At 59.4% G+C, this 14,950-nt stretch carries 10 protein-coding genes; 6 read left to right on the top strand and 4 right to left on the bottom strand.

Annotation, left to right across the window (positions count from 1 at the left end):
• Positions 1-2: 2 nt before the first annotated feature.
• On the top strand, positions 3-1,283 hold the full coding sequence (gene hisS / locus UL81_RS06445) for a histidine--tRNA ligase (protein WP_046453676.1): 1,281 nt from the start codon (positions 3-5) through the stop codon (positions 1,281-1,283).
• A 105-nt stretch (positions 1,284-1,388) separates the two neighbouring features.
• Here the strand turns inward: hisS and UL81_RS06440 are convergent, their stop codons facing one another.
• From UL81_RS06440 to UL81_RS06425, 4 genes are all read right to left on the bottom strand, one after another.
• A complete protein-coding gene (locus tag UL81_RS06440; protein WP_035104792.1) occupies positions 1,389-2,798 on the bottom strand; it encodes an L-serine ammonia-lyase in 1,410 nt (469 codons plus the stop codon).
• Between the two features lie 115 nt (positions 2,799-2,913).
• A complete protein-coding gene (locus tag UL81_RS06435; protein ID WP_035104790.1) occupies positions 2,914-3,579 on the bottom strand; it encodes an FMN reductase in 666 nt (221 codons plus the stop codon).
• Positions 3,580-3,589: 10 nt separating this feature from the next.
• A complete protein-coding gene (locus UL81_RS06430) occupies positions 3,590-4,696 on the bottom strand; it encodes an LLM class flavin-dependent oxidoreductase (RefSeq protein WP_046453404.1) in 1,107 nt (368 codons plus the stop codon).
• Positions 4,697-4,907: 211 nt separating this feature from the next.
• On the bottom strand, positions 4,908-6,521 hold the full coding sequence (locus tag UL81_RS06425; RefSeq protein WP_035104788.1) for an inorganic phosphate transporter: 1,614 nt from the start codon (positions 6,519-6,521) through the stop codon (positions 4,908-4,910).
• Between the two features lie 423 nt (positions 6,522-6,944).
• On the opposite strand from UL81_RS06425, the gene aspS reads away from it, so the two are divergent.
• The 5 genes from aspS to ruvX all read left to right on the top strand — a co-directional run bounded on the left by aspS (position 6,945) and on the right by ruvX (position 14,928).
• A complete protein-coding gene (aspS, locus tag UL81_RS06420; RefSeq protein ID WP_035104785.1) occupies positions 6,945-8,756 on the top strand; it encodes an aspartate--tRNA ligase in 1,812 nt (603 codons plus the stop codon).
• 138 nt (positions 8,757-8,894) lie between these two features.
• The gene (locus tag UL81_RS06415) at positions 8,895-10,106 is read left to right on the top strand and encodes an aminoglycoside phosphotransferase family protein (RefSeq protein ID WP_236684451.1); all 1,212 of its coding nucleotides are present in this window, start codon (positions 8,895-8,897) and stop codon (positions 10,104-10,106) included.
• 15 nt (positions 10,107-10,121) lie between these two features.
• The gene (locus UL81_RS06410; protein WP_035104780.1) at positions 10,122-11,519 is read left to right on the top strand and encodes a replication-associated recombination protein A; all 1,398 of its coding nucleotides are present in this window, start codon (positions 10,122-10,124) and stop codon (positions 11,517-11,519) included.
• Positions 11,520-11,674: 155 nt separating this feature from the next.
• Positions 11,675-14,359 (top strand): alanine--tRNA ligase, encoded by a 2,685-nt coding sequence (gene alaS, locus UL81_RS06405; RefSeq protein ID WP_035104777.1) that lies wholly within the window; start codon positions 11,675-11,677, stop codon positions 14,357-14,359.
• A 5-nt stretch (positions 14,360-14,364) separates the two neighbouring features.
• Positions 14,365-14,928: a Holliday junction resolvase RuvX gene (ruvX, locus tag UL81_RS06400; protein ID WP_035104775.1), complete on the top strand. Its 564-nt coding sequence runs from the start codon at positions 14,365-14,367 to the stop codon at positions 14,926-14,928.
• Positions 14,929-14,950: the final 22 nt, after the last annotated feature.

The following is a 14,950-nucleotide window of genomic DNA, read 5'->3' as shown; positions in this document are numbered from 1 at the left end:
GCGTGAGTGATAAGAAGCAGTTCAAGGCCCTGTCCGCCCCCAAAGGCGTCCCGGATTACTATCCGCCGCAGTCCGCAGCCTTTGCCAAGGTCCGTGAGACCATGGTCCATCAGGCTCGACTCTCCGGCTTTCAGCATATTGAGCTGCCGATCTTCGAAGACACCGCACTGTTTGCCCGCGGTGTTGGTGAGTCCACCGACGTGGTCAGCAAGGAGATGTACACCTTCGCCGACCGCGGTGACCGTTCTGTCACCCTGCGTCCGGAAGGTACCGCAGGTGTTATGCGTGCCGTTATCGAGCACAACCTCGACCGCGGCCAGCTGCCGGTCAAACTGAACTACTACGGTCCTTTCTTCCGCTACGAGCGCCCACAGGCAGGCCGTTACCGCCAGCTGCAGCAGGTAGGCGTGGAAGCAATCGGCGTCGACGACCCGGCACTGGATGCTGAGGTCGTCGCACTGGCAGATCGTTGCTTCCGTTCGCTGGGCCTGACCGGTTTCCGCCTGGAACTGACCAGCCTGGGCGATGCCGATTGCCGCCCGGCATACCGGGAGAAGCTGCAGGAGTTCCTCTTCAAGCTGGACCTGGATGAAGAAACCCGTCGTCGTGCAGAGATCAACCCGCTGCGAGTACTCGATGACAAGCGTCCGGAGATGCAGGAAAAGCTCGTCGATGCACCGCTGATGCTGGATCACCTGGATGACAAGTGCCGCGAGCACTTCGAGACCGTCACCGGCATGCTCGACGACATGGGTGTCGAGTACACCATCAACCCGCGCATGGTCCGCGGTCTGGATTACTACACCAAGACCTGCTTCGAGTTCGTCCACGACGGCTTGGGCGCACAGTCCGGTATCGGTGGCGGTGGCCGCTATGACGGCCTGATGGCACAGCTGGGTGGCCAGGACCTATCCGGCATCGGCTTCGGCCTGGGTGTGGACCGCGCCATGCTGGCTCTGGAAGCAGAAGGCATCGAACTCGACGGCACGGACTCCCGCGTCGATGTCTATGGCGTAGCAATGGGGTCTGCTGCCAAGCACCGCATGACCGTGCTCGTCGATGAGCTGCGCAAGGCAGGCATTTCCACCGACATGTCCTTTGGCGACCGCGGTCTTAAGGGCGCGATGAAGGGCGCTAACCGCGCAGGTGCTCGCTTCGCCCTCGTCCTAGGCGACCAGGAACTCGAAAACGGCACCGTTGCCGTCAAGGACCTGGAAGCCCACGAGCAGCACGACGTTGCACTCGAGGAGCTGACAACACACCTGGCGCAGCGCTTGGGCTAAATAGCCCAAGGGGGCTCGACGTAGCGAGCTTTGTCCATAACGAAAGGCCAACACCGTTGATGGTGTTGGCCTTTACTCGTGCGCGCTGGTTTGTTTACTGGCGTGCTAGCACTCGACCTGGGAGACGCTAAAGCCCATGGTCTTGGCAAGACCGCCGATGGAAGTCTCTTTGTACTTCGACAGCATGTCGCGGCCGGTTTCTGCCATGGTCTGTACGGCATTGTCCAGGGTGACGTGGTGGGTGCCTTCGCCCATCAGCGCCATGCGGGCGGCGTTGATGGATTTGACCGCACCAATGGCGTTGCGCTCGATGCACGGAATCTGCACCAGGCCGCCCACTGGGTCGCAGGTAAGACCCAGGTTGTGCTCGAGTGCGATTTCGGCGGCGTTTTCGATTTGGGCCGGGGTGCCACCAAGCAAAGCTGCCATGCCGGCTGCAGCCATGGAAGAGGCAGAGCCGACCTCACCCTGGCAGCCGACCTCAGCACCAGAGATAGACGCGTTCTGCTTGATAATCATGCCGACGGCACCAGCAGTCAGCAGGTAGCGGCGGGCACTCTCACGGGTGAAGTGCGACTGGAAATCGCGCGCGTAGTGCAGCACAGCCGGGATGATGCCGCAGGCACCGTTGGTCGGTGCGGTAATCACGCGACCGCCAGCGGCGTTTTGTTCGTTGACAGCCAAGGCGTAGAGATTGACCCATTCCATGGCGGAAAAGCCACAGTAGGGATCTTCCTGCTTGGTGAGTAGCTGCTGGTACATCTGCGGCGCGCGGCGTGGCACGCGCAGTCCACCAGGCAGTAGGCCCTTGGTGGAAATGCCGTCGGTGACGCACTCGCGCATGATGTCCCAGACCAAGTCCAGGTGCTTGAGCACTGCTTCCTCGCCGCCATCGTTGCGGTGTAGGGCTGCTTCGTTGGCGAGGACGATTTCCCAGATTTCCTTGTCGTGGGCCGCGCACTGGTGCAGCAGTTGCTCACCAGTTTCGAAGTCATAAGGCACGAGGTCTTCGACCTGTGCGGCAGCAGCACCAGCGGGGACTTCCTGGGATTGCTTCATCTCAGCATCGAGCTGCTCGCGAGAAAGGATGAAACCACCACCGACGGAGAAGTACTCTGCGTTGGTGGCCAACTCGTTGCCCTCGGCATCCCAGGCGCTAAAGATGACGCAGTTGGGGTGTTCAGGTACTGGCTGGTTGTTGAATTCGATCTCAAAATCGACTTCGCCTGCCGGGCCGGAGATGTGTCCGGTAGACGGAATGGGCAGGTTCGGGTTGGGTTCGGCATCGACGGGGACGGTCAGTGGCTCCCAGCCGGCCAGGCCCAGGATCACTGCGCGGTCGGTGGCGTGCCCGCGGCCGGTGGCAGACAGCGAGCCGCGAAGCTCGGTGTGCACGCGGGCAGGGAACTCGGGTAGCGATTCACAGAATGCTTTCGCCGCCCGCATGGGCCCAACGGTGTGCGAGGACGACGGGCCGATGCCGATGGAAAAGATATCCGTGACACTAATCGTCATAGAAAGTACTGCCTTTCTGCGAGGGAAGGGACTAATCCCGCATTGTACGCATAACCTGCGTCACATGTAGCAGCCAGTGGTGACGGGCTTGGATTAAGCCGTTGGCGTCTTTGTTTTAGTCTTTGGTCTCACCATTGTGGCCATGCAGCAGCTGGTTGAAGGGGACGAAGTCTTCTTCCACATCGAGTCCGGTGCGGCGGGGCTGTTCGTCGGCGCCGTTCATTCCGGCGACGCGATCGGTGGGGGTGACCATGCCATCGGCAAGCTGGCGTGCAGCACGGGTGATGCGCTGGCGAGTGCGCTCGCCTTCGACGGTGCCAAAGTCTTCGGTTGCCTGAAAGATGCCGGTCGGAACCACGACGGCATGCAGGTAGCTGAGGAGAGGCCGTAGCGCATAGTCGAGCACGAGTGCGTGACGGCTCGAACCACCGGTGGCAGCAATCATGGTGGGCAGCTCGTCAAGCGCGTCGGGCTCTAGGGTGTCGAAGAACATCTTGAATAGTCCGGAGTAGCTGCCCTGGAAGACCGGGGTGACTGCAATAAGACCATCGGCAGTCGATAGTGCGCGTTTGGCGGCATCCAGCTGCGGGGTGGCGGCAGTCCAGTTGGTCATGGCATCGGCAAGCTCTGCTGCTAAGTCACGCAGTTCGATGACGGTGACGTCCACACCTTCGCCGCGGGCGCTGATGTGTGCGGTGGTGGCGTCCACGAGGGCATCGCCAAGCTGGCGCGTGGTCGACGGAGTGGACAAACCGGCAGTAACTAATACGAGTGAGCGCACGGTTTACTCCTTATTCTCCGGGGTCGATGGAAAAGTGTGGGGACTGGCGATTGTCGCGCAGGCTGGCATGGGTGGGCGGATCTGAAGGTACGTGGTCTGGGCGACGCTCGGCAAAACGACGCCGCAGCTCCGGAACGACCTGTGTGCCAAGGATTTCAATCTGATTGAGTACTACGTCCTGTGGCAGGCCCGCGTGATCGATGAGGAAGAGCTGGCGCTGATAATCACCAACCCAGTCTGCGAATTGCAGGGTGCGTTCGATGACTTGCTCCACGGTACCCACCGTCAGCGGTGTCTGTGCGGTGAATTCTTCGAGGGAAGGGCCATGACCATAGACCGGGGCATTGTCGAAGTAGGGACGGTAGAAGTCTTTTGCTTCCTGCTCAGTATCAGCAATAAAGACGTGTCCACCTAAGCCTACGATGGCTTGGTCGGCGCGGCCGTGGCCGTATTTTTCAAAGCGGCGGCGATAGAGTTCCACCATCTGTGCGGTGTGTTCTTTGTTCCAGAAGATGTTGTTGTTGAAGAAACCGTCGCCGTAGTAGGCAGCTTGTTCGGCTATCTGGGGTGAGCGGATGGACCCATGCCACACAAATGGTGGGACATCGTCGAGCGGTGCCGGAGTGGAGGTATAGCCCTGCAGTGGGGTGCGGAACTTACCGGACCAGTTGACGACCTTTTCCCGCCACAGCCGGCGCAGCAGGTGGTAGTTCTCCACTGCCAATGGAATGCCTTGGCGGATGTCTTTGCCAAACCAGGGATAGACCGGACCGGTATTACCGCGGCCGAGCATCAGATCCACGCGGCCGCTGGATAGATGCTGCAAGAAGGCGTAGTCTTCAGCGATCTTGACCGGGTCGTTGGTGGTAATCAGCGTGGTGGCCGTCGACAGCTGCAGCCGCTCAGTCTGTGCAGCGATATAAGCCAGAAGCGTCGTCGGGGAGCTGGGCACGAAAGGCGGGTTGTGGTGCTCGCCGGTAGCGAAGACATCCAAACCGACCTCTTCAGCCTTGAGGGCAATCTGCGTCATGTTCTGGATGCGCTCAGCCTCAGAAGGAGTCGTGCCCGTTGTGGGATCGGGTGTGACGTCACCGATGCTGAATACACCGAACTGCATACTGGCTCCTTGTAGGCGATAGGGACCTTCGATTGTCAGGCTTTAAGCTCAAAGCTTAAAGCGCCTCTATGACGCACTAACCATACTTTGGGGCTGAGTATTCCTATCCCGGGGTGCTGTAAGTAAGAGACAACGCTGGTAGGGCTTAGCCCACCAGCGTTGTGTGATGTGTCGTGTGAAGCGGTATGCGGTTAAGCGGGGCGCGCCGGGGTTAGAGCACGACGCGCAGGATGGAGACGGTGACTGCGGCGATGCCAGCAGAAGCAGGCAGGGTGATGACCCAGGCCATGGCGATAGGTCGCATGAGCTTCCAGTTAGCAGCGCGGTTAACAATGCCGACACCTAAGACGGCACCGATGAGGATGTGGGTGGAGGAGACTGGCAGGCCGAGGACGGAAGCCAGCATGACCACGCCGGCGGCGGCGAGCTCAGCGGCGAAGCCGGAAGAAGGGTGGATTTCGGTGAGGTTGGTACCGACAGTCTTAATGACGTAGCGGCCGACGAACCAGAGGCCGGAAATCAAGGCGATGCCCATGGCGACCATGACGGCAATCGGGACTTCGGCTTCGTCGGAAATCTCACCAGTCTTCAGCACGTCCAGGATGGCGATGAAAGGACCAATGGCGTTCGCGATGTCATTGGAGCCGTGGGAGAACGCGAATGCAGAAGCGGTAAAGACCTGCATCCAGGAAAAGAGCAAGAAGGTCGAGCGGTTCAGCGAATGCTTCTTTAAGGTCTTGGCAAAGATGAATACGGCCATCCACACCACAGCACCGACCATGCCCATCACGAGTACGGACTGCAGGGTAGAGAAGCTGACGTCGATGTTGCTTAAGCCCTTAAAGAGCATCATCGCCGAGATGATGATGGCACCTAACGCGGCAAGCAGTGGGACCCAGTGCTCAAGTGCGCGGTGGGCATCCACGTCATCCATTTCTTTGTTGAGCTCATAGAGCTCCTGGTAGTAATCCGACTCGAATTGATCAGGTTCGACGTCATCTTCGGACGCCAAGGCGGCGTCGCGGGCCATCGCGTTGGTATAGGAGATCTGCTGGATCTCATTAAGACGCTGGAAGCTTTGCTTGTGCTCTTCGCGCAGCTCGGCGCGCCGGGTCTTGATGTCGCGAATGTGTGCATCGGCGGACTCGTTGTAGACCAGGATGGAGTTCTTAATCCAGCGGAAGAGCAGATACGCAGCCAGACCGCCCAGCGCAGGGGAGAGCACCCAGGAGATAGCAATGGTGCCAATCTCGGACCACTGGACCATCGACCAGCCGCCCTTGTTGGTAATGAAGCCCACGGTCAATGCCGCACCGACGATACCGCCGACAATTGAGTGGGTAGTAGAGACTGGCCAGCCCATGCGGGTTGCCAGCAACAGCCAGATAGCTGCACCCAGTAGGGCCGACATCATGATGTAGACAAACTCCATCGGGTCCAAGCCATCGATGGCTTCCAAATCCACGATGCCGGAGCGCACCGTATCGGTGACCTGACCGCCAGCCAGGACTGCGCCGGAGACCTCAAAAATGGCGGCGACAATCAGTGCCTGTTTCAACGAGAGCGTGCCTGCACCGACTGAGGTACCAAAAGAGTTCGCAACGTCGTTGCCGCCGATATTGAACGCCATAAACAGCGCAAAGATAATGGCTGTAATCAAAATAATGTTGCTGGAGCCATCCGCAATGTAGTCAGTGCCCCAGAAAATAAAGAGCACCAGCGTTGCAGCGGTCAAAATGCCAAAGCCCATATGCCAGGCCCAGTCATTGCCTTTGCCATTCGCGGCTTCCAAATCAATGGGCGAAGCTTGTGTCTTCGTACTCAAATGCTTACATCCTTTCGCGGTTAGCAGCGAGCCCGCAGAAACCACCAGCCCAGTAAGGAATAGGGGAAAGCGCCCGGTAGCGCGCCGAGGCGGGCTGCGGCCTTAAAGGCGAAAATTAGGCCGTGAAAGTGACCTTTAAGTTAAAACGAGTTTTTCTTTTCGTTACTAACCTTTAAAGATTTGTCTAAATGTCCAAGAGTGTGACCAGGGCAGCGCGTTAGTTAAGGGAAGAGGTCGGCGTAGGGAAAGGAGGAGGCCGGTGTTGGGTAAGGGGATAGGCTCGTGGGAGCTGGAGGTGATGGCCCCGAAGGAGGGGCCGGGCTGTATGCTTGGGACGTTGACGTTCTTGGCGGGGACCCGCGCGCGCTGTTTACGCGGGGCGGGACACGCCAGGTAAGTAAAGAAAGAAGGGACTGAACAACAGTGCTGCGTACCCATTTGGCAGGGGAACTGCGTGCCTCCCAGGCAGGCGAGACCGTAACTTTGACGGGCTGGGTTTCCCGCCGCCGCGACCATGGTGGTGTCATCTTCATCGACCTGCGCGACCGCTCTGGTATTGCCCAGGTTGTCTTCCGCGAGTCGGAAGTTGCAGAGCGCGCTCACGACCTGCGCTCTGAGTACTGCGTGAAGGTAACCGGTGTCGTCGAGCCGCGTCCGGAAGGCTCGGAGAACCCGAATCTGCCGTCCGGTGATATTGAGGTCAACGTCGCAGAACTTGAGGTGCTCAATAAGTCTGCTGCGCTGCCTTTCCAGATCGACGATCCGTCGACGTCTGGTGAGGTCGGCGAGGAAGCGCGTCTGCGCTACCGCTACCTGGACCTGCGCCGTAAGTCCCAGGGTGATGCACTGCGTCTGCGCTCTGCTGCCAACCGTGCAGCCCGCAGCGTTCTCGATCGCCACGAGTTCACCGAGATCGAGACCCCAACCCTGACCCGTTCCACCCCGGAAGGTGCACGTGACTTCCTGGTACCGGCTCGTTTGAAGCCGGGCTCCTGGTACGCACTGCCGCAGTCCCCGCAGCTGTTCAAGCAGCTGCTCATGGTTGCTGGCATGGAGCGCTACTACCAGATTGCTCGTTGCTACCGTGACGAGGACTTCCGCGCTGACCGCCAGCCGGAGTTCACCCAGCTGGACGTCGAGATGTCCTTCGTCGATCAGGACGATGTTATTGCCCTGGCCGAGGAAATCCTGGTCGAGCTGTGGAAGCTCATCGGTTACGAGATCACCACCCCGATTCCGCGTATGACCTACGCCGATGCCATGAAGTACTATGGCTCCGATAAGCCGGACCTGCGCTTCGACATCAAGATCGTGGAATGCACCGACTTCTTCAAGGACACCACCTTCCGCGTGTTCCAGAACGACTACGTCGGCGCAGTCGTCATGGAAGGCGGCGCTTCCCAGCCGCGTCGTCAGCTCGACGCATGGCAGGAGTGGGCAAAGCAGCGCGGCGCTAAGGGCCTGGCTTACATCTTGGTCGGCGAAGACGGCGAGCTGTCCGGTCCGGTGGCTAAGAACATCACCGATGAAGAGCGCGCTGGTATTGCTGAGCACGTCGGCGCCAACCCGGGCGACTGCATCTTCTTCGCTGCTGGTGACACCAAGTCCTCCCGCGCACTGCTGGGCGCTGCCCGCGGAGAGATCGCGAAGAAGCTGGGCCTTATCAAGGAAGGCGACTGGGCCTTTACCTGGGTCGTCGATGCACCGCTGTTTGAGCCGGCTGCCGATGCCACCGCATCCGGCGATGTCGCACTGGGTAACTCCAAGTGGACTGCCGTGCACCATGCCTTCACCTCCCCGAAGCCGGAGTGGCTCGATAGCTTCGATCAGAACCCGGGCGAGGCCACCGCATACGCCTACGACATTGTCTGCAACGGCAACGAAATCGGCGGCGGTTCCATCCGTATCCACGACCAGGACGTCCAGAAGCGCGTCTTCGACGTCATGGGTATCGGCGATGAGGAAGCACAGGAGAAGTTCGGCTTCCTGCTGGATGCTTTCTCCTACGGTGCACCGCCACACGGCGGCATCGCTTTCGGCTGGGATCGTATCGTCTCCCTGCTGGGCGGCTTTGAGTCCATCCGCGATGTCATTGCCTTCCCGAAGTCCGGTGGCGGCGTTGATCCGCTGACCGATGCTCCTGCGCCTATCCCTGCGGCGCAGCGCAAGGAGACCGGCGTGGACTTCAAGCCGGAAAAGAAGAAGCAGGCTGATAAGCCGGAGAACAAGGAGTAAAAACTTCTTTTCAGCCCGCCGCCAGCAAACTGGTGGCCAAATAGCGGGGCAGCAGACCACCAACACGTTAAGCTGTAGGTTGGTTCGCGGCAGCCCCGCTTTTGCATGTGGGCTGAAAGAACACAAGGAAGGATGCGAGTGAGTACTCAAGAGTGGCTCAGCGAGAAGGCCGTTATTGACATTGCGGCTGAGCTGTTATCCCGTCGCTACGGCGGGAGCCCGGAGCTTAGCGATGCCGAGGTGCTCGGCGGCTCCGGTAATGCGCTAGTACTGCGCGTGCATACCTCACCCAGCGCCTTCCTTCCGCATCGCAGCTTGGTCATCAAGTACAACCCGATGACTGGGCATGCCATTGACGATGCCGCCATGTTGCGCGAAGTTGTCGCCTACCAGTTCACCACCTCGCTAGCCGAGGATGTCCGCCCTGGCCCGGTGTTGCTGGCTTATGACCTGGATCGTCGTGTGCTCATTTTGAGCGATATCGGCGAAGGCGACACCTTGGCTGACGCCCTGGCTAATGGCCATGAAGAAGAACGCCTGCACCTCCTGCGCTCGTTGGGTATTTCTCTCGGCCAGATGCACGCGGGCACCGCCGTGCGAGAAGACGACTACCAGGTACTGCTCAACCGCATCCTGCGTCAGCACCCGGATTATGCCGATCACCAGTCCATTCGTGATGAGTCCCTGCAGGACTCCATCAATATCGGCATGCAGATTCTCCGCGAAGCCGGCGTGGAACTGCCAGAGCGCATCGAGCTGTATGCCACCGAAGCGGCAAAGAACCTGCGCTCGGGCAAGGACCGTGCCTTTACGCCTTTCGATCTGTCGCCAGATAACGTCATCGTCTCCAACGGCCTGCACTTCCTGGATTATGAGTGGGCGGGTTTCCGCAACGTCGGCTTTGACGTGGCCTGCGTGATTGCTGGTTTCCCACAGTTCCTTTTCGCACGTCCGATTAGTGATGAGGAAGCAGAAGTCTTTACCAACGCCTGGATGCGTGAGGTCAAAGGCATCTGGCCACGCTTTGGCGATGACGATGAAGTCCACCGCCTGTTGGTCTACTCGTTGGTCGGCTGGGCACTATCGAGTGTCACCACCATGTACGCCGGCGGCATCGAAGGCGTTGTCGCCCTGGCACAAGGCGAGATGGACATCAGCTACGACCCCAAGACCTCGCTGTTGCGTCCAGCATCCAGCAAGAACTTCACCGACGACGAATTGCTGATTCGCCGCGACCTTTTTGAGACCTTCGACGCCGTGCGTCGTTTCTCCGCTAACTGCGATGACCCACGTTGCGTCCCCGTCGTCGAGTTCGGCGACATGGTCTGTGAACGCGTCAAAGACAAATAGGGTTTTAAGCACTGTATGAGTCAAGACTCGCTATTCCCGGATCCCGCCGGTCCAGGGAGCGGAAATGCTTCCACTCCCCGTGGAACCGGCCCTGGTGCCGGTTCCGGAGCTTCGTTATTTGAAACGCACGCGAACTCGCCGCTGGCTGCGCGCATGCGCCCGCGGAGTTTGGATGAGGTGGTAGGCCAGGAGCATTTGCTGCAAGAGGGCAAGCCGCTGCGTCGTTTGGTGGAGGGCTCCGGTGAGGCTTCGGTCATTCTCTATGGTCCGCCCGGTACGGGTAAGACGACTGTTGCATCGCTGATTGCGCAGACGATGGGCCAGAACTTCGTGGGCCTGTCGGCGCTGGATTCTGGTGTCAAGCAGGTCCGTGAGGTCATCAATCGTGCCCGGCAGGACCTGATTCACGGTGTGCGTACGGTGCTGTTTATTGATGAGGTGCACCGCTTTTCCAAGACTCAGCAGGATGCGCTGTTGGCGGCAGTAGAAAACCGCACGGTGTTGTTGGTTGCTGCGACTACGGAAAACCCTTCCTTTTCGGTGGTCTCGCCACTGTTGTCGCGGTCGTTGCTGTTGCAGCTGAAACCACTGGAGAATGAGGATCTCAAGCTCGTCGCCAAGCGTGCGCTCGAAGATGAGCGCGGTCTGGGTGGGCGTATTGGTGCCACTGATGAAGCCATTGAGCAGTTAGTGCTGCTGGCAGGCGGTGATGCGCGACGTATCTTGACCTATCTGGAAGCAGCAGCAGAAGCTGTACCGGACGGGGAGAAACTCACTCCGCAGATTATTAAGGACAACGTCAATCGTGCGGTGGTGCGCTACGACCGCGATGGTGACCAGCACTATGACGTGGTCTCGGCGTTTATTAAGTCGATTCGTGGGTCTGATGTCGATGCTGCTTTGCACTACTTAGCGCGCATGGTCGAGGCAGGGGAGGACCCGCGCTTTATTGCGCGCAGGCTCATCGTGCATGCTTCCGAAGATATTGGCATGGCGGATCCGACCGCGTTGCCAACAGCAGTGGCGGCCGCACAGGCAGCACAGCTGATTGGTTTGCCGGAAGCACGTATTCCGCTGGCCCAGGCAACGATTCACTTGGCTACAGCACCGAAATCGAACTCGGTGATTAGCGCTATTGGCAAGGCTGAGGAAGACGTGCGTGCCGGACACATTGGTCACGTGCCGCCGCATTTGCGCGATGGACATTATTCCGGCGCCAAGGACATGGGCCATGGTGTGGGGTACAAGTACCCGCACGATGACCCACGCGGTGTGGTGGCCCAGCAGTACCTGCCGGATGAACTGGTTGACCGGATTTACTATGAGCCCACCGAGCACGGTGCAGAGCGCCGCATCTTTGATTACCTGGGGCGATTGCGCAACCTTATTCGCGGTAAGAAGCGCCGTTCCTAGTTGACGGCGGCCGGATTGGGCTTTGGGTGTGGGACTATCGCGGCAGAGCGCGGTAGAAATTGTGACCTCCTCGCGCGAGAAAAATAACAGGAGGGTAAAGTTGGGCGCTATCGTAACCTTGAACCTAAACGTTTCAACAGTAAGGACAACAACTCGTGAAGACGCATGAGATTCGGGAGCGCTTTACCCAGCACTTCGTTAACTCTGGTCACACCGCGGTGCCCAGCGCATCGCTGATCCTCGACGACCCGGATCTGCTTTTCGTCAACGCTGGCATGGTGCCCTTCAAGCCTTTCTTCCTCGGCCAGCAGAACCCCCCTTACCCGAACGGTACTGCGACCTCCATCCAGAAGTGTGTGCGCACCCTGGATATTGAGGAAGTGGGTATTACCACCCGCCACAACACCTTCTTCCAGATGGCCGGTAACTTCTCCTTTGGCCAGTACTTCAAGGAAGGTGCCATTAAGAACGCGTGGTCGCTGTTGACCAAGTCCGTCGACGACGGCGGCTTTGGCCTGGACCCGGAGCGTTTGTGGGTCACGGTCTACCTCGACGACGATGAGGCAGCCGAGATTTGGCGCGACGTTATTGGTGTGCCTGCTGAGCGCATCCAGCGCCTGGGCATGGAAGATAACTACTGGTCCATGGGCGTGCCTGGTCCGTGTGGTCCGTGCTCGGAGATTTACTACGACCGCGGTCGGGAATACGGCGAAGAGGGCGGCCCGATTGTCGACGACAACCGCTACATGGAGATCTGGAACCTGGTCTTCATGCAGAACGAGCGCGGTGAAGGCATCGGCAAGGGCAACTTCGAAATCATCGGTGAGCTGCCGAAGAAGAACATCGATACCGGTCTCGGCATCGAGCGCGTGGCCTGCATCCTGCAGGGTGTCGACAACGTCTACGAAACCGACTTGTTGCGTCCGGTCATTGACGTGACTGAGGAACTCACCGGCGCTACGTACGGTGATAGGGCCTCCGACCAGGACAACGTGCGTTTCCGCGTGGTTGCTGACCACTCCCGCACCGCAATGATGCTCATCCTGGACGGCGTGACCCCAGGCAATGAGGGTCGCGGCTACATCCTGCGTCGTCTGCTGCGCCGCATTATCCGTTCTGCACGTCTGCTGGGCGCACAGGGCAAGACCATGGAACGCCTGATGAACACCATCATGGACACCATGACTCCGTCGTATCCGGAGATTGCTGATAACCGCGAGCGCATCCTGCGCGTGGCTACCAACGAGGAAAAGGCCTTCCTCAAGACCCTGGAGTCGGGCACCAAGCTTTTCGACGAAGCCGTGCATGAACTGAAGACCACCTCGCGTGCTGCGACCACCAAGGTGCTCTCCGGTGCCAAGGCTTTCGAGCTGCATGACACTTATGGCTTCCCGATTGACCTGACCCTGGAGATGGCCAACGAGGCAGGCCTTGAGGTCGACATGGCAGGCTTCAACGATGCGATGGGCGAGCAGCGCCGTCGTGCCAAGGCTGATAACCAGGCCAAGAAGCACGGTCACACTGACCTGTCGCTCTACCGCGATTGGGTGGACAACCACCCGACCGTGTTTACCGGCTACGAGGAGCTGTCGAGCTCCGCAAAGGTGCTCGGACTGGTTCGCAACGGCGAGTCCGTCACTGAGGTCAACGAAGGCGATGAGGTCGAGGTCATCTTGGACCAGACCCCGCTGTATGCCGAGTCTGGTGGTCAGACCGCTGACCGCGGCCGCATCTTCGCTGGCGAATCCCTGCTGGAGGTCGGCGATGTCCAGAAGATCGGCAAGAAGCTGTGGGTCCACAAGGCAACCGTGACCGCTGGTGGTCTGGACCTGGGCTCTACCGTCAACGCTGAGGTTGATGAGCAGTGGCGCCACGGTGCTACCCAGGCGCACTCGGCTACCCACCTCATCCACGCAGCGCTGCGTCAGGTGCTTGGCCCAACAGCAGTCCAGGCTGGTTCCTTGAACCGCCCGGGTTACCTGCGCTTCGACTTCAACTACACCGAGCAGCTGACCCCAGCACAGCTGGAAGAAATCGCCCTGATTACCAACCAGGCCATCGACAGCAATTTCGCTGTTAACACCATTGAGACCTCCCTGGAGGAGGCCAAGGCCATGGGCGCTATGGCACTGTTCGGTGAGAACTACGGTGACCAGGTCCGCGTTGTGGAAATCGGTGGTCCTTTCTCCATCGAGCTCTGCGGTGGTACCCACGTCGGCCAGTCTTCTCAGATTGGTCCGGTCTCCGTGCTGGGTGAGTCCTCCGTGGGCTCTGGTGCACGCCGTATTGAGGCGTACTCCGGTATGGATGCCTTCCGTTACTACTCCAAGGAAACCGCCCTGGTTGAAGGTGTTTCTCGTGAGCTGAAGGTACAGACCGAGGACCTGCCAGAGCGCATTGCGCAGCTGACTGAGAAGCTGCGCGCAGCAGAAAAGGAAATCGCTGGTTTGCGCAAGGCACAGCTGGCATCCCGCGCAGGGGAGATGGCTAACCAGGCCGTCGACGTCAATGGCTTCAAGGTCCTGACTCTCAACCTGCCGGACGGTACCTCCGGTGGTGACCTGCGTACCGTGGCAACGGACCTGCGCAACCGCCTGAAGAACGAAGACGCCGTGCTGGTGCTGGGCGCCCGCGATGGTGCCAAGTACCCATTCATCGCAGCTGCTACCGATGGTGCAGTTAACCGCGGTGTGAAGTCCGGCGACATCGTCAAGCGCTTCGGCGAGTACGTCTCCGGTCGCGGCGGCGGTAAGCCAGATATGGCACAGGGTTCTGGTTCCCAGCCAGACGGTGCCGAGCAAGGATTTGCAGCAGTCAAGGAGCTGCTGCAGGAGCTCTAAGCGTCATGGCGAAGGTGGAACCAGATACCCCCGGCGTGGACGACCCTGGCCCGGGTCGCCGCATTGGTCTTGACGTCGGAACAGTGCGCATTGGCGTGGCTGTCTCCGACCGGGACGCCCGCCTAGCAACCCCGGTGGAAACGGTGAAGCGTGAAACCGGGTTTAAGGACCGGGATCAAGGCGACATTGACCGTTTATTGGAACTGATTTCAGAGTTTCAGGCGGTAGAAGTAGTCGTCGGACTTCCGCGCGATTTGCAGGGCAATGGCTCCAAAAGTGTGAAACACGCCAAAGAAATCGCGTTTCGTATTCGTCGTCGGCTGAAAAATGATGCAAATATGGGGGAGAATCTGCCGCCTGTTCGCATGGCTGACGAGCGCCTGACGACCGTAGTTGCCACCACGGCGCTGCGTGCGTCGGGGGTAAGTGAGAAAAAGGGCCGTAAGGTAATTGACCAAGCAGCAGCGGTAGAGATTCTGCAGTCCTGGTTGGATGCGCGCCAGCGTGCATTGACTGAGGATTCAGACTCGCAGCCTTCAACAGCAGGAGACTTCACACGTGAGCCGTAATAAGAAACGCATCGGAAAATCG

It is taken from the genome of Corynebacterium camporealensis (genome assembly GCF_000980815.1).
GTDB lineage: Bacteria > Actinomycetota > Actinomycetes > Mycobacteriales > Mycobacteriaceae > Corynebacterium > Corynebacterium camporealense.
Note: the sequence above shows the minus strand (reverse complement) of the source record. Positions and strands in the feature narration are given on the sequence as shown.

Bases quoted from the DNA above. Each gene is read 5' to 3' on its own strand.
- UL81_RS06410 (WP_035104780.1), top strand. From the start codon at position 10,122: ATGAGTCAAGACTCGCTATTCCCGGATCCCGCCGGTCCAGGGAGCGGA.
- ruvX (WP_035104775.1), top strand. From the start codon at position 14,365: ATGGCGAAGGTGGAACCAGATACCCCCGGCGTGGACGACCCTGGCCCG.
- UL81_RS06430 (WP_046453404.1), bottom strand. From the start codon at position 4,696: ATGCAGTTCGGTGTATTCAGCATCGGTGACGTCACACCCGATCCCACA.
- UL81_RS06440 (WP_035104792.1), bottom strand. From the start codon at position 2,798: ATGACGATTAGTGTCACGGATATCTTTTCCATCGGCATCGGCCCGTCG.